The organism is Rhizobium sp. AQ_MP (assembly GCF_014237835.1).
Lineage (GTDB): Bacteria > Pseudomonadota > Alphaproteobacteria > Rhizobiales > Rhizobiaceae > Allorhizobium.
The window spans coordinates 180448-194627 of the sequence record NZ_JACJVI010000005.1; the positions used below are offsets into that span (position 1 = coordinate 180448).

A 14180-nucleotide genomic window follows, 5' to 3' on the forward strand; every position below is an offset into this window, starting at 1 on the left:
TTACGGGTCAAACGGACGAATTGTTCTTGGACGACAACGATCGGTAGAAGGACGGCGTCAGGCCCGCCTCGGCACGTGCAACGTCGTTGAATGGGGCTTTCAGCTGTCCACGGAAATTGGCGCGCACCAGTTCTTGAAATGCCTTGGCCGGATCGCGCTTTTCGCGGGCGCAGAGGAAGCGAAACCATTTGGCGCCCACCGCCACATGGCCTTTCTCGTCGTCGTAGATCACTTTCAAGACCTCGGCGCTTTCGATGTCGCCGGTCTCGCGCATTTTCTCCTGCAAAGACGGGGTGACGTCGAGCCCGCGTGCTTCCAGAATTAAGGGCACCACTGCCAGACGGGCGGTGAGGTCATTCCTGGTCGAGTGGGCCGCCTGCCAGAGGCCGTCATGGGCCGGCATGTCGCCGTAATCGGCGCCCAACGCCCGCAACCTGTCGCGCACCAGCCGGAAATGTTTGGCCTCCTCGTAGGCCACCTTCATCCAGCCGTCGAAAAAGGAATGCGGCACGGGCTCGCTTGCAAAGCGGGCGACGATGTCGAGCGCCAGGTCAACCGCATTCAGTTCGATATGGGCGAGTGCGTGCAGAAGCGCGATCCGGCCTGGCAGGGTGTGCAACGAGCGCTTTTCGACTGCCTTGGGTGGCACCAGTTCCGGTTTTGCCGGGCGGCCCGGTCTGTCCGGCAAAGGCGGGTCGAGCGGCGAGCGAAGGGAGAGGCGCCGCTCCTGCCAGCGCAGTGCTGCGGCTTGAGCGAGCGCCGTCTTTTCGTCGAGGTCGGCGCTCAGGATTGCGAGAGTGGCAGCGCCGCGAAGGGAATGGAAAGCCGTCTCGGGCTGCTTCGTCTCGGGCATGTCAGAGGGCCTGCGCCGCCTTCAGAACGGCTCCCGCATGGCCGGGCACCTTCACCTTGCGCCAGACCTCGGCGATCTTGCCGGACTTGTCGATCAGGAAGGTCGACCGTTCGACACCCATGTAAGTCTTGCCGTACATGCTCTTTTCCTTCCAGACGCCGTAGGCTTCGAGCGCCTTGTGTTCCTCGTCGGCAGCGAGCACCACGGACAGGTTGTGCTTGGCGGCAAACTTGTCGTGGCTCTTTACCGAATCAGGGGAGATGCCGATGACGGTCGCGCCGAGCTTTTCGAATTCGGCAGTAAGGCCTGAAAAGTCGACGGCTTCGGTGGTGCAGCCGCTCGTGTCGTCTTTCGGGTAGAAATACAGAACCACGGGTTTTCCGGCAAAATCGGAGAGCGAAACGGTGCCGCCGCCGTTGCGGGGCAGGGAGAAATCGGGGGCCATGTCCCCGGCAGTCAAATCCGTCATGGGATAACCTTTCTTTTGCCCGTTTTGTGGGTGAATGTGGGCGTCATCGATATATAGTCCGCTCCGCAGTCGTCCAGAGCGACTTGTTAGCGGCATCGATCGACGGAGACAATCACCAGGACATGTCGGAGATCCGGGGCGAAAAGCTACGGTTTCGCAAGCGGGACATTCCACCGCTGCATTCTCTTCCGTCTGCCCAGGCCGAGGATCCCTTGATCGTGCATTGTCCGCCGCCGAAGCGCTCGCTGTTGCGGCGCTTTCTTCGGGTGCTGGCAGGTTTTGCCGGGCTGTGGCTCGTGGTTCTCTTGGGCGTTTATGCGGTGGTCGAGAGCGGGACGCTTGATGCGGCCCTGACGCAGCGCGCCCAGACCGTCCTCAACAGAGCACTCGGGCCACAGTTCAACGCCAAGATCGGCGGCACTGAAGTGCGCTTTTCCAGCGGATTGGAACTGACCGTCGAGGCGCGGGATGTCACTCTGCATGAACAGGGCGGCGGTCAGGAAGTCGCGCTTACCGATTCTGTCCGATTTATCGTCGAACCGCTAGCATTGCTCGGCGGACGATTCTCGATTCGCGAAGTTGTCAGCGAGGGCATCAATCTCGATGCCACGGTGCTGCCGAAGGGCGAACCGATCGACCTCTCCAACTGGCGGATAGACCAGGTGCCGTCCCGGCTGGCCGACGCCTTCGCGGAACTCGACCGGATGCAGGGTTTCATCACCCGGGGTGGACTCGACCGGATGCGCATTGCGGGTCTCGAAATCGCCTCCACAAGTGCGAGCGGTCGTCCGCTCACCATTGCCATCGACGATATCGTGCTCGAACGGGGAGAGGACGGCTCGCTCTCCATCTTCGGCGTGGTTGCTGTAAACGGGCAGCAGACCGAACTCACGGCACTGACGACGAATGTCGCAGGGCGGGCGAGTTCGCTTACGATGCGGGTGGCCGATATCAGGGTGACGCCCTTTCTGTTGCGGCGGTCGCACTCGGGTGAGGCCCGCCAGGGGATTGACGGGTCGGCCGAACTTCTGCTGACGGCACGGCGCGAGGAACAGGGGCAGCAGCCCTATGTGTCCCTTGGCATCAACATGCGTGATGCAAGCCTCTACTCCGATGGCCAGCGTCAGGCGCTGAGCGATGCGCGGCTCAAGCTGTCCTATGACTTTGTCAAGGAGACCATAGAACTTGCCGATTCAACGGCGCGTTTCGGCGAAACCGTGGTGCCGCTGTCAGGCGGTGTCATCGATCTCGACCGGCTGCCGGAGGGAAAGAACTTTGGCAAGGGCTTCGGTATCGATGTTGTCGTAACCGACGGTCGGGCCAATGTTCCAAGCGCGGGCGAGACGCCGTTCCCCTTCTTTCTGAAGGGCTATGGCCGATACCTCGTGGCAGAAAACCGGTTGCAACTCGACACGCTCGATGTTTCGACGCCGGCTGGCAATATGCGCGGCAAGCTGCAGGTCGGGTTCGGCGGCACCGGACCGGAGATCCGTTTCAATGCGCAGGTGCAGAACATGCGCACCAGCGTCGTCAAGCAACTCTGGCCCTATTGGATCGCTTCAAAGCCCCGGAAATGGGTGCTCGAAAACATCTTCGGCGGCCTCATCCCGCAAGGCACGATCGATGTCTTCATTCCGCAGAACCGCTTGTCGATCGATCCGAAACCGGTGCAACTGAATGCCGACGAGTTGAAGATCGGTTTCGACCTCGAAGATGCGCGGCTCAACCTGACAGGCGACTTGCCTCCGCTGCGGGATGTCTATGGCCGCTTCGACATGGCGGGTGAACGTGTCGACGTTGCCATCAACTCCGCCGGCTCGTTCTTTCCCTCTGGGCGAATGGTGAAGCTGGAACGCGGTCGTTTCGTTCTGCAGAATGCCTATGAGAAGCCGTTGATGGCCGATCTCGAACTGGACGTCAGCGGTGCTGCCGATGCCGTTGCCGAACTTGTCTCGTTCAAGCCGATAGAGGCCCTGAAAGTCGTTGATTTTCAACCCTCCGACTTTACCGGGCAGGTCCGCGGGCAGGCGAAGATCCGCGTCGGTCTCGCGCCGGATCAGGCACCACCCGAGCCGAGCTGGAATGCCGAAGTCGCGCTCGACGATGTGGATGTGGCCAAGCCCTTCGATGGGCGCAAGATCTCCGAAGTCGAGGGAGTGCTGCTTGTCGATCCCCAGAAGGCTGTGCTGAAAGCCTCGGCGAAAATCGACGACGTGCCGATGGAGATCGATCTGACCGAACCGGTTCGTCGTGGCGACGGCGCCGTGCCGCGCGAACAGGTCGTGACGGCAACACTCGACAACGCGGCCCGCAACAAGATCGCGCCGGGGCTTGATGACATTGTCAACGGCCCCATCAAGGTTGAGCTCCGACGGCTCGGAGAAAACCGTCAGGCCGCTTCGGTCGATCTCCGGTCTGCAAGTCTCACGATCCCCTGGGTCGGGTGGTCCAAGGGGCAGGGAATCGGTGCCACGGCCACCTTCGAACTGACGAAAGAAGGCAAGCAGTCGTTGATCCGCAAGTTCGATCTTGAGGGCGACGGTTTCGGTGCCTCGGGCGAAATGACGGTCGACGACACAGGACTCGTGGCGGCCAATCTGTCGCGGGTCCGGCTCTCTCCGGAAGACGAGGTCGCTCTGACCGTGCGTCTCGCCAAGGGCGTCTACTCGGTCGTTGCAAATGGCAGGGCCTTCGATGCCCGGTCTCTGATTTCGACCCTGCAGAAGCCTTCTGGCGAGGGAAGTGGTTCCAGAACCTCCCGAACGTCGCTGAAGCTCGAAGGACGGTTCGATCGGGTGATCGGTTTTAGTGGCGAGCAACTGGCCGGCGTATCGGTCGTCTACAGCTCTGCCAGAGGCCGTGTCACGGGGGTCGACTTCTCCGGGGTGACGGGCAGCGGCCAGGCGCTGGTTGCCAAACTGCGACGGCCGGACGAGTTGCGCGAGCTTTCTGTGACGACAAGTGATGCCGGTGCGGTGCTCCGTTTCTTCGATGCCTACAAGCGCCTGGGCAGCGGTCTTGCCAATCTGCGTCTGACCGAAACCCGGGAGGGCGCCTGGAGCGGCAATCTCGATCTGCGCAACTTTCAGGTCGAGAACGAAGAGCGCCTGCAAACGATCGTTTCCGCGCCGGCCGGTGCCGATGGCCGCAGTCTGAACAACGCCGTTCGCAGCAATATCGATGTCAGTTCCGCCCAATTCCAGCGCGCCTTCGCGCGGCTTGCGCTGGTTGACGGTACACTCAGCGTTGAGAACGGCATCGTGCGCGGTGATCAGGTCGGTGCGACCTTCCAGGGGATCGTGCGCGATCAGTCTGGACGGATCGATGTCACGGGTACCTTCATGCCGGCCTATGGCCTGAATCGCCTTTTCGGCGAGCTGCCCGTCATCGGTGCCATCCTGGGCAATGGCCGAGATCGTGGTTTGCTCGGCATTACCTTCAAGCTCACGGGCGCGACCTCCAAACCCAATCTCGCCATCAATCCGCTGTCGATCATTGCGCCGGGCGTCTTCCGGCAGATCTTCGAATTCCGCTGAGTGGGCCGTCGTCAATCGCGCTCGATCATGATCACCGGAAGGGCAAGCTTTCGTGCCGCGATGATCTTGGCGTAACCCGCCGGGCCGCCGGAGTTGCGGCAGGCGATATGTGTCACGCCGTGGGCGGTGAAGAGATCGGCCTCCCGATCTGGGTCGCTGGATGGCTTGCCGAGCACCAGGAGATGATCGGGGAAGGCAAGCGGTGTCTCCGGCGGATCGACCATGCGGATGATGAATCGGCACTCGGATCGGCTGACAAAGGCGTCCAGATATTGCCTCCCCAGCGCGAGGAACACCGTCGATCCCGAGGGCAGGGCATCCGCTGCCTCCTCGAGCGAGGCAACCGATTTCCACCGGTCTCCCGGCTGTTTCTGCCAGCGTGGCCGAAGTCTCTGCTCCAGCGGAACCTTCGAGATCGCGGCCGCCTTGATGGCGTTTTCGCTGATGCGGCGGGCAAACGGATGCGTGGCGTCGATCAACCGGTCGAAGCCTTCGGCGCGCAGATAGGCGGCAAGCCCGTCCGCGCCACCGAAGCCGCCAATCCTGACTGTGCCTTCCGGCAGGATCGGATCCACCGTCCGCCCGGCCAGCGAGGTGGTCACGGCATGGCCTTGCGCCACGAGCTCGGCGGCGAGCGTCCGTGCCTCGGCCGTGCCCCCGAGGATCAGGATCTTTTGCGGCTTTGCCTCATCCTCAGGGCGCATGGGCAATGATCGTTCCCTTGCGGTCCGTGACGATGATGTCGACGGCCACGCCGCTGTCGCGCAGCACGCCTTCCGCCGTCTTTCTGGCGGCGTCCGCTACGGCTGCCGCTATGTCGATCCCTTGTCTCGTCAAGATTTCGAGCACTTCAAGCGCAGTGTTGGCGTTTTGGATCGAAAGACGCAGTTCAGGCGCCAGCGACTGCGTCTGAGGCAGCGCCAGATAGAAGGCGTTGTCGACCTGGCTGCGGGATGAATGCAGGTCGAGCGCGCCCTGGGCAAGCTTCGACATCTTGGCGAAACCGCCTGCAATCGTCAGGCGCGGCACGGGATGGGCCCTGAGATATTTGAGCAGTCCGCCGGCGAAATCGCCCATGTCGATCAGCGCGCCATCGGGCAAGGCGTAAAAATCCTGGGCCGCCTTTTCGGAGGTCGAGCCTGTCGCACCAAGCACATGGGTAAGCCCTTCCGCGCGCGCCACGTCGATGCCGCGATGAATGGAATGGATCCAGGCCGCACAGGAGAAGGGATGAACGACACCCGTCGTGCCGAGGATGGAGATGCCGCCGAGAATGCCGAGCCGCGGGTTCCAGGTCTTTTCGGCGATGAGGGCGCCGCCCGGCACCGAGATCCGGATTTCCACATCCGGTGGCACCTGATGTGCCGCCGAAAGAGCCTCGATCTCGGCCGTCATCATGGCGCGCGGCACCGGGTTGATCGCTGCTTCTCCAACGGCGATCGGCAGACCCGCCTTGGTCACCGTGCCGACGCCGTCGCCGGCCACAAAGCGGATGCCGCTTCCGGGGGCTAGGCGGGTCACCTCTGCGATTACGGTGGCACCATGGGTCACATCCGGATCATCACCGGCATCCTTGACGATGCCCGCAAAGGCGCCCCCGGCGCTGAAGCCTTCGCGGGCCAGCGCGAAGGCGGGTGTTTCGCCCTTGGGAAGCGTGATCGAGACGGGATCCGGGAAATGCCCGGTCACAAGCGCCGTGTAGGCCGCCTTGGTGGCTGCCGTCGCGCAGGCGCCGGTCGTCCAGCCCGTGCGCAGCGGCGCGCCCTCGGGCTTATCCAGCCGCTGGCCTTCCTTCGCGTCGTTTCGCTCAGCGTCACTCATGGCTCGCTTATAGGCGAGGCGGCCCGATTGAGGAAGGCAGCAGACGGCACCTTCGATGCGGAAAGCGGCGTCACGGAATTGCAATTTCTTCGGACGGGGCCTAGACCATGAGCATGAGTGACACGACGCGTCTTGCCCTGCCAACAAGCCTGCCGGCCATCGAGCCCGGTCATGTTTGGCTGGCCGGCGCAGGTCCCGGTGACCCGGGGCTTCTGACGCTGCTCGCGGCCAAAGGGCTGTCGGAAGCCGATGTCATCGTGCATGACGCGCTCGTCAATGAAGACTGCCTCAAGCTCGCGCGAACCGGCGCCGTGCTCGAATATGCGGGCAAGCGGGGCGGCAAGCCCTCGGCCAAGCAGCGCGACATTTCACTGCGTCTCGTCGAACTCGCCAAGGCCGGCCATCGTGTGCTGCGGCTGAAGGGGGGCGATCCCTTCGTCTTCGGGCGCGGCGGCGAAGAGGCGCTGACGCTCATCGAACATGGCGTGCCCTTCCGCATCGTGCCCGGCATCACCGCCGGCATCGGCGGTCTTGCCTATGCCGGCATTCCCGTCACCCATCGGGAAGTCAACCATGCCGTCACCTTCCTGACCGGCCATGATTCTTCCGGTGTGGTGCCTGACAGGATCGACTGGGAAGCGATCGGTCGCGGCTCACCCGTCATCGTCATGTATATGGCGATGAAACACATGGGCCAGATCGCGGCCAATCTGATGACGGCCGGGCGTCACGCGGACGAGGCCGTGGCCTTTGTCTGCAATGCGGCGACGCCGGAACAGACCGTTCTGGAAACCACGCTCGGGCGGGCCGAGGCCGACATGCTGGCCGCCGGCATCGAGCCGCCGGCGATCGTCGTGATCGGCGAGGTCGTTCGCCTCAGGCCCTCGCTCGACTGGCTTGGAGCGCTGTCGGGACGCAAGCTTCTGCCCGATCCCTTTGCCGTGGAGCGGAAAGACACGGCATGAGCGGACTGCTGATCGCCGCGCCGGCCTCCGGTTCGGGCAAGACGGTGGTAACGCTCGGCCTGATGCGGGCGCTGGCGCGGCGTGGGCAGGCCGTCGCACCCGGCAAGGCTGGCCCTGATTACATCGATCCCGCCTTTCATGCCGCAGCCAGCGGCTCTCCCTGCTTCAACTTCGATCCCTGGGCCATGCGGTCCTCGCATCTCCAGGCGCAGGCCGCCCGCTCAGCGGCGAGCGGCACCCTGATCGTCGAAGCGATGATGGGCCTCTTCGATGGTGCCGCCGATGGTCGCGGCAGTGCCGCCGATCTCGCCGCTCTCCTGTCACTGCCCGTGGTGCTTGTCGTCGACTGCGCGCGCACCTCGCAATCCGTGGCCGCACTTGCCACCGGCTTTGCGCGTTACCGCAGGGATGTGCAGGTGGTCGGGGTCATTTTGAATCGCGTCGGCAGCGACCGGCACGAGAGAATGCTGCGTACCGCCATGGCGGAAACAGAGTTGCCGGTCCTCGGTAGTCTGCGTTCCGATCCTCAGCTCGCGCTGCCCGAGCGTCATCTCGGACTCGTCCAGGCTGGCGAACATTCAGCGCTTGAAAGCTTCATCGAGCGCGCCGCCGATGCCGTCGAAAGCGGTGTTAATCTCGACCAGGTGGTCACGCTGGCGGGGAGGGCGCCTCCGCCGTCCGGCATCCCCGCTGTCACAGGCATTCCGCCGCTTGGCCAGCGTATCGCTGTTGCCCGCGATGTCGCCTTTGCCTTCTCCTATCCGCATCTTCTTGAAGGCTGGCGTGCCCAAGGTGCGGAACTCTCCTTTTTTTCACCGCTCGCCGATGAAGCGCCAGCAGGCGACGCCGATGCGGTCTATCTTCCAGGCGGCTATCCCGAACTGCATGCCGGGGTTCTCGCATCCGCCGGGCGGTTTCGCTCCGGGATGGCGCAAGGTGCAGTGCGTGGCGCCAGGATCTACGGCGAATGCGGGGGCTATATGGTGCTCGGCGAGGGCCTGATCGATGCTGGCGGAGACCGGCATGCCATGCTCGGCCTCCTGCCGCTGGTCACGAGTTATGCGGCGCGCAAACGCCATCTCGGCTATCGACGCCTGCGGTCGCTTGCGCCTGATTTTCTGGCCGGGCAGTTCACCGCGCACGAGTTTCACTATTCCTCGGTTATCTCCGAGGGGGAAGCGGATCGCCTGTTCGAAGCCGAGGATGCGCTGGGCGAAGCGCAGGGGTCCGTGGGGCTGAGGCGTGGCGCAATCGCCGGCTCCTACATGCATCTGATCGATATCGCAGGAGAGGTGCCATGAGCGGACCGATCCAGCATGGCGGAGGGCTTGCTGCCGCGGCCGCGGAATTCGGGGGGCAAATCGAGAACTGGATCGATCTGTCGACCGGCATCAACCCGTGTCCGCCGGCCTTGCCGGAGATCCCGATGCGCGCCTGGCATCGCCTTCCGGACCAGGAGCGCGAGTTGGCCGCCCGGCAGGCCGCGCGCCGTCACTATGGTTCCGGCTCCCGCCTGCCGCTTCCCGTGCCCGGCACGCAGTCGGTCATTCAGCTTTTGCCACGGTTGGTGCCGGTCGGCCGCCGTGTCGCGGTTCTCTCGCCGACCTATGGCGAATATGTGAGAGCCTTCACACTTGCGGGCCTTGCCGTCGATCAGATCACCGATCTCGACGCTGTCACCCGGGATCACCACCTCGTCGTCGTGGTCAATCCCAACAATCCCGACGGACGTCTTTTTCCGCGCGAAACGCTCTGCCGGCTCGCGGCCGATCTCGCCACGCGTAACGCGCTGCTCGTCGTCGACGAGGCCTTCAGCGACATGGAGCCAGGTGACAGCCTTGCGGGGGAGGGGCGCGGCAACCTCGTCGTATTCCGTTCCTTCGGCAAGTTCTTCGGACTGGCCGGCATCCGACTCGGTTTCGTGATCGCCGAGGATCGGCTGACGGCGCAATTTGACGAATGGCTCGGACCCTGGGCGGTCTCGGGTCCGGCGCTCATTCTGGCAGAGCAGCTGATGTCGTCTGACACCGGACCCATCCGTGCGGATATTCGCCGGCGATTCGAAGGGCTTACGGCGGTTCTGCGCGAGGCTGGTCTGACTCTTCGCGGTGGTACGCAGCTTTTCCAACTGGTGGAAGACACGCATGCTGCGGCGCTGCATGATCACCTGTGCCGCCATCATATTCTGACGCGCAAGTTCGATTATCGCAGCGACTGGCTTCGCTTCGGGCTCGCTCCCGACGCTCAGGGCGACCGGCGGCTTCTCGACGCACTTCTGTCCTTCCGGAGGCCGACGGCATGAGCCATTTCCTCGTTCTGCTTGCTGCGATCGGGCTCGACCGGGTCGTCGGCGATCCGCCCTCATTGTGGCGCCGCATCCCGCATCCGGTGGTGATCTTCGGCAAGGCGATCGATCTCTTCGAGACGCGGCTGAACAGGGCGAGCTTCACGGCAGAGGGCCGGCGTCTGAATGGTGTCGTGACGATCATCGCATTGCTCGTCGCGTCCGTCGTTGTCGGCCAGCTTCTGACCTCGATTTTCCATCACCTCGGCTTCTTCGGTGTCGTCCTCGAAATCGTCGTCGTTGCCGTTTTCCTGGCCCAGAAGAGCCTTGGTGATCACGTTCAGGCGGTGGCGCACGGGCTCTTGCAGGATGGACTCGAAGGCGGTCGTCAGGCCGTGTCGATGATCGTCGGTCGAGACCCAAAGACGCTCGACGAAGCCGGCGTCTCGCGCGCGGCGATCGAGAGCCTGTCGGAGAATTTTGCCGACGGCGTGGTGGCGCCGGTATTCTGGTTTGCGATCGCCGGCCTGCCCGGCATCCTTGCCTACAAGATGCTCAACACGGCTGATTCGATGATCGGGCACAAGAACGACCGTTTTCGTGATTTCGGCTGGGCGTCCGCCCGTCTCGATGATCTCGCAAACTGGCCCGCCGCGCGGCTGTCGTCCGTCTTCATCGCGCTCGCCGCAGCATGGAGACTGGGTGCGGCTGCCGGACGCCGCTCGTTTTCCGCCGCGCTGCGTGACAGCGGGTTGCATCGATCGCCCAATTCCGGCTGGCCGGAAGCCGCGATGGCAGGCGCGCTCGACCTGCAACTCGCCGGGCCACGGGTCTATGGCGGCGTGCGGGTCAGCGAACCGATGATGCATGCAGCCGGACGAAAGGATGCGGGTGCGCGCGATATCCTTCTCGGAATTCGCGTGTTCTACACCGCCTGCACGTTGATGGCGCTCTCGGTCGCAGGGGTGTGGTTGATCGGCTGCATCGCCTAAGCCGTCGCCAGTCTGTCGGTGTTGGGGGCTTATCGCCTCAATCGATCCCGGCTGCGTCCTGGAGCCGTTCCAGCTTCGGCACGATGACGTGGCGGTTGTTCTCTATGACGATGATGCCGTCCTTGCGGAGCTTGGTCATCTGGCGGCTGACGGTTTCAATTGTCAGTCCCAGGAAATCGGCGATATCGGCACGCGAGAGCGGCAGATCGAAGGTCTGCGTTCCCTCGCTCTCCGGATCGATGTGAGTCGCGATCAGGTATAGAAAGCTCGCCACCTTTTCCTGGGCGGTCTTGCGGCCCAAGGTCAACATCCAGTCGCGGGCTTCGTCGAGCTCCTTCAGCGACTGGGCATGCAGCTTGCGCTCCATGTCCGGGACTTCGCCGACCATGCGGTCAACGATGTTGCGCGGAAAGGTGCAGATTTCGGTATCTGTCGCGGCTTCTGCCGTGATCGTGCTTTCGCCGAGGAAAGGGCGGCCCAGAAAGTCTGGGGCAAATTGCAGGCCGACGATCTGCTGGCGGCCATCGGCCATCATCTTCGATAGCTTGATCACGCCCTTCAGGATGTTGCTGTAGCTGCCGACCTGTTCGCCCTGGCCGATGACTTCATTGCCCGAGTCGATCCGGCGGCGCATCGAGTGCTTGTTCAGCTCGGTCAGCTGAGAGGCGGTGAGCACCGAACAGAGACCGCCGTGACGGGCTTCGCAGGAACGGCAAACGGCCGGAGCCTCGCATTCCGGGAAGTGTTTTCTGTAGGTGTCCATGGTCGTGCCATCCCGTGGGACCGGTTCGCGACACACACCGTCGAGCCCGGTCGGTGGCCCGTTTCGGGCCGCTGAGTTTCGATAAACTCTACGTGAGAAATGTATCAGCAAATTGATCGAAGTCAAAGGGCGGCTCTGCTGACGGCGCTATCTTTGGTCGTAGCTCGACACGTCTCAAGGCAGCGCAGGACCATGCAAAACACCCTTCTTTCCAAGTATTCCGGCGCTGTTCCCCGTTACACAAGTTATCCGACCGCGCCACATTTCAACGAGACGGTGGACTGCGGCAAATATGCACAGTGGCTTAGGGCGATCACGGGACGCGAGCAAATCTCGCTCTATATTCACATTCCCTATTGTGACCGGTTGTGCTGGTTCTGCGCGTGTCACACAAAACATACGCTGAAATATGAGCCGATCGCGATCTATCTGGAATCGTTGAAAAAGGAGATCGCAGCCGTCGGTTCGCTCGTCAGCCGGGAGGCAGCCGTCACAGCCGTGCATTTCGGCGGGGGATCGCCGACCATGGTCCGTCCTGAGGATATGATCGACCTGATGGCAGCTTTGAGAGCTGCCTTCCGGTTTGCCGAGGATGTCGAGATCAGCGTCGAGATGGATCCGAACGACCTCGACGAGCCGCGCTACGACGCCCTTGCCGCCATCGGCATGACCCGTGCAAGCCTGGGTGTCCAGGACTTCCACCCTGAGGTGCAGAGAGCCATCAATCGCATTCAGACCTTCGAGCACACCAAGTCCGTCGTGGACGCTGTGCGTGCGCGAGGCGTGCATTCGGTCAACTGCGATATCCTCTACGGGTTGCCGCACCAGACCGAGGCGACGCTCACCGAAACCGTCAAAGACATCCTGTCGCTTGCCCCGGATCGCATCGCGCTGTTCGGCTATGCGCATGTGCCGTGGATGAAGAAGCATCAGACGATGATCAAGGAAGAGGTGCTGCCCGGTCTCGAGGAGCGTTTCGCGCAGATGAACCTTGCCGCTTCGATGCTGATTGCCGCCGGCTATGAGCCCGTCGGCATCGACCATTTCGCGCTGCCCTCCGACCGGATGGCAATTGCGCAGAGGGAAGGGCGCCTGCGCCGCAATTTCCAGGGCTATACCGATGACGCGGCGGAAGCCCTGATCGGCCTTGGCGCCTCCTCGATCGGGCAATTGCCGCAGGGTTACGTGCAGAACATGCCTGCCACGGGCGAATATCAGCGCATGGCGGATGCTGGTGGATTGACGGCTGTGCGTGGCATCGAGGTCAATGCTGAGGACCGACTGCGCCGCCGGGTGATCGAGGAGATCATGTGCGCTTTTGCCGTCGAGTTCTCGGATCTGCGGGCCGAGTTTGGCGATGCGGCCGAGGCTATCGTCGCCGAGGCAAGAGCTTTTGCACAGTCGAACCAGGATGGGATCTGTCTTGTCGAAGGCGACCGCTTCGTCATCACCGAGATCGGTCGTCCTTTCGCCCGGACCATCGCTGCCGTCTTCGACAGCTATCTCGGCAATGGCAAGGGACGCCATTCGATTGCTGTTTAGGCAACACTAACGTCGCAAATTTCACCGTCACCAAATTCCACCATTGGCATTTCACGCTGTTTTCCTTATGTGGAACCCAGAATTTGAGACATATGAGGTACTGGCGTGACCGCTACATTCGACAAAGTTGCCGACATCATTGCTGAGACCAGCGAAATCGACCGCGAGACGATTACGCCGGAAAGCCACACGATCGATGACCTCGGCATCGACAGCCTCGACTTCCTCGACATCGTCTTTGCGATCGACAAGGAGTTCGGCATCAAGATCCCGCTTGAGCAGTGGACGCAGGAAGTCAATGAAGGCAAGGTCTCGACCGAAGAATACTTCGTTCTGAAGAACCTCTGCGCCAAGATCGACGAACTTCGCGCCGCCAAGGGCTGACCCGTCTCCAAAGGAGCGGACATCGTCATGCTGCTTGAATATTTCCAGATGATTGACAAGGTCGAGAGCGTGGATCTCGGCCTTGGTCGTTTGAAGGCCACCTCGGTGGTGCCGATGGAAAGCCCTGTTTTCGAAGGGCATTTTCCCGGCATGCCGCTGGTGCCCGGCGTGCTGCTGATCGAAACCATGGCGCAGGCCTCCGGCATGCTCTTGCTCGCTGTCAAGGACTTCGAGGCCATGCCCTTCCTGATGTCCGTCGATGGTGCCAAAATGCGCACCTTCGTTGAGCCTGGTGCCGTCCTCGATATCGAGGCGGAACTCGAGCATGACGGGTCGGGCTTTGCCGTCACCAAGGCGAAGATCACGAGCGGTGGCAAGAAGGTCTGCGACGCTCAGCTGAAGCTGCGCACCATGCCGTTCTCCGAAGTGCCGCTCGCGCCGATCGTGCGCAAACGCGCCGAGGAAGTCGGCCTGATCGCCGCTATGGCCGCCCGGGCCTGAGGCGCATTCGGCCGCAAGCGCGCAATCTCCTATTGACCTTGGGGCCTTATTCGGGAAAACCCGCATTTTA

The 14180-nt window shown here is 62.6% G+C and carries 13 protein-coding genes; 8 read left to right on the plus strand and 5 right to left on the minus strand.

Features of this window, described 5'->3' with window-relative positions; all coding sequences use genetic code 11:
- Positions 1 to 7: 7 nt before the first annotated feature.
- Both H6M51_RS10550 and bcp read right to left on the minus strand, forming a co-directional pair.
- The gene (locus tag H6M51_RS10550) at positions 8 to 853 is read right to left on the minus strand and encodes a ferritin-like domain-containing protein (RefSeq protein WP_185809814.1); all 846 of its coding nucleotides are present in this window, start codon (positions 851 to 853) and stop codon (positions 8 to 10) included.
- Between the two features lies 1 nt (position 854).
- The gene (bcp, locus tag H6M51_RS10555) at positions 855 to 1322 is read right to left on the minus strand and encodes a thioredoxin-dependent thiol peroxidase (protein WP_185809815.1); all 468 of its coding nucleotides are present in this window, start codon (positions 1320 to 1322) and stop codon (positions 855 to 857) included.
- 122 nt (positions 1323 to 1444) lie between these two features.
- Here bcp and H6M51_RS10560 point away from each other — a divergent pair, with 122 nt between their 5' ends.
- On the plus strand, positions 1445 to 4858 hold the full coding sequence (locus H6M51_RS10560; RefSeq protein WP_185809816.1) for a DUF3971 domain-containing protein: 3414 nt from the start codon (positions 1445 to 1447) through the stop codon (positions 4856 to 4858).
- Positions 4859 to 4869: 11 nt separating this feature from the next.
- On the opposite strand, the gene H6M51_RS10565 is transcribed toward H6M51_RS10560, so the two are convergent.
- Positions 4870 to 5562 carry a cobalt-precorrin-6A reductase gene (locus tag H6M51_RS10565; protein ID WP_185809817.1) on the minus strand — a complete coding sequence of 231 codons (693 nt, stop codon included), beginning with the start codon at positions 5560 to 5562 and terminating at the stop codon, positions 4870 to 4872.
- Positions 5552 to 6679 (minus strand): cobalt-precorrin-5B (C(1))-methyltransferase, encoded by a 1128-nt coding sequence (locus H6M51_RS10570; protein ID WP_185809818.1) that lies wholly within the window; start codon positions 6677 to 6679, stop codon positions 5552 to 5554. Before H6M51_RS10570 ends, H6M51_RS10565 begins: the two co-directional genes overlap by 11 nt.
- 107 nt (positions 6680 to 6786) lie before the next feature.
- Here H6M51_RS10570 and cobA point away from each other — a divergent pair, with 107 nt between their 5' ends.
- The 4 genes from cobA to cbiB are packed head-to-tail and all read left to right on the plus strand — an operon-like array spanning position 6787 to position 10920.
- Positions 6787 to 7644 carry a uroporphyrinogen-III C-methyltransferase gene (cobA, locus tag H6M51_RS10575; protein ID WP_185809819.1) on the plus strand — a complete coding sequence of 286 codons (858 nt, stop codon included), beginning with the start codon at positions 6787 to 6789 and terminating at the stop codon, positions 7642 to 7644.
- On the plus strand, positions 7641 to 8945 hold the full coding sequence (locus H6M51_RS10580) for a cobyrinate a,c-diamide synthase (RefSeq protein WP_185809820.1): 1305 nt from the start codon (positions 7641 to 7643) through the stop codon (positions 8943 to 8945). The genes cobA and H6M51_RS10580 overlap by 4 nt, the downstream gene beginning before the upstream one ends.
- Positions 8942 to 9946 (plus strand): threonine-phosphate decarboxylase CobD, encoded by a 1005-nt coding sequence (gene cobD, locus H6M51_RS10585; protein ID WP_185809821.1) that lies wholly within the window; start codon positions 8942 to 8944, stop codon positions 9944 to 9946. The genes H6M51_RS10580 and cobD overlap by 4 nt, the downstream gene beginning before the upstream one ends.
- A complete protein-coding gene (cbiB, locus tag H6M51_RS10590; protein ID WP_185809822.1) occupies positions 9943 to 10920 on the plus strand; it encodes an adenosylcobinamide-phosphate synthase CbiB in 978 nt (325 codons plus the stop codon). The genes cobD and cbiB overlap by 4 nt, the downstream gene beginning before the upstream one ends.
- 37 nt (positions 10921 to 10957) lie before the next feature.
- Here cbiB and H6M51_RS10595 read toward each other — a convergent pair whose 3' ends face one another.
- Positions 10958 to 11683 (minus strand): Crp/Fnr family transcriptional regulator, encoded by a 726-nt coding sequence (locus H6M51_RS10595; RefSeq protein ID WP_185809823.1) that lies wholly within the window; start codon positions 11681 to 11683, stop codon positions 10958 to 10960.
- A 192-nt stretch (positions 11684 to 11875) separates the two neighbouring features.
- Here H6M51_RS10595 and hemN point away from each other — a divergent pair, with 192 nt between their 5' ends.
- The 3 genes from hemN to H6M51_RS10610 all read left to right on the plus strand — a co-directional run bounded on the left by hemN (position 11876) and on the right by H6M51_RS10610 (position 14110).
- Entirely contained in the window at positions 11876 to 13225 is a 1350-nt protein-coding gene (gene hemN, locus H6M51_RS10600; protein WP_185809824.1) for an oxygen-independent coproporphyrinogen III oxidase, read from the plus strand.
- A gap of 105 nt (positions 13226 to 13330) precedes the next feature.
- A complete protein-coding gene (locus H6M51_RS10605; protein WP_003502893.1) occupies positions 13331 to 13609 on the plus strand; it encodes an acyl carrier protein in 279 nt (92 codons plus the stop codon).
- A 27-nt stretch (positions 13610 to 13636) separates the two neighbouring features.
- On the plus strand, positions 13637 to 14110 hold the full coding sequence (locus tag H6M51_RS10610; RefSeq protein ID WP_185809825.1) for a 3-hydroxyacyl-ACP dehydratase FabZ family protein: 474 nt from the start codon (positions 13637 to 13639) through the stop codon (positions 14108 to 14110).
- The last annotated feature ends 70 nt before the right edge of the window (positions 14111 to 14180 follow it).

What these genes read in the sequence shown, in the direction of transcription:
- H6M51_RS10550 (WP_185809814.1), bottom strand. Translation starts at nt 853, where the DNA reads ATGCCCGAGACGAAGCAGCCCGAGACGGCTTTCCATTCCCTTCGCGGC.
- bcp (WP_185809815.1), bottom strand. Translation starts at nt 1,322, where the DNA reads ATGACGGATTTGACTGCCGGGGACATGGCCCCCGATTTCTCCCTGCCC.
- H6M51_RS10560 (WP_185809816.1), top strand. Translation starts at nt 1,445, where the DNA reads ATGTCGGAGATCCGGGGCGAAAAGCTACGGTTTCGCAAGCGGGACATT.
- H6M51_RS10565 (WP_185809817.1), bottom strand. Translation starts at nt 5,562, where the DNA reads ATGCGCCCTGAGGATGAGGCAAAGCCGCAAAAGATCCTGATCCTCGGG.
- H6M51_RS10570 (WP_185809818.1), bottom strand. Translation starts at nt 6,679, where the DNA reads ATGAGTGACGCTGAGCGAAACGACGCGAAGGAAGGCCAGCGGCTGGAT.
- cobA (WP_185809819.1), top strand. Translation starts at nt 6,787, where the DNA reads ATGAGCATGAGTGACACGACGCGTCTTGCCCTGCCAACAAGCCTGCCG.
- H6M51_RS10580 (WP_185809820.1), top strand. Translation starts at nt 7,641, where the DNA reads ATGAGCGGACTGCTGATCGCCGCGCCGGCCTCCGGTTCGGGCAAGACG.
- cobD (WP_185809821.1), top strand. Translation starts at nt 8,942, where the DNA reads ATGAGCGGACCGATCCAGCATGGCGGAGGGCTTGCTGCCGCGGCCGCG.
- cbiB (WP_185809822.1), top strand. Translation starts at nt 9,943, where the DNA reads ATGAGCCATTTCCTCGTTCTGCTTGCTGCGATCGGGCTCGACCGGGTC.
- H6M51_RS10595 (WP_185809823.1), bottom strand. Translation starts at nt 11,683, where the DNA reads ATGGACACCTACAGAAAACACTTCCCGGAATGCGAGGCTCCGGCCGTT.
- hemN (WP_185809824.1), top strand. Translation starts at nt 11,876, where the DNA reads ATGCAAAACACCCTTCTTTCCAAGTATTCCGGCGCTGTTCCCCGTTAC.
- H6M51_RS10610 (WP_185809825.1), top strand. Translation starts at nt 13,637, where the DNA reads ATGCTGCTTGAATATTTCCAGATGATTGACAAGGTCGAGAGCGTGGAT.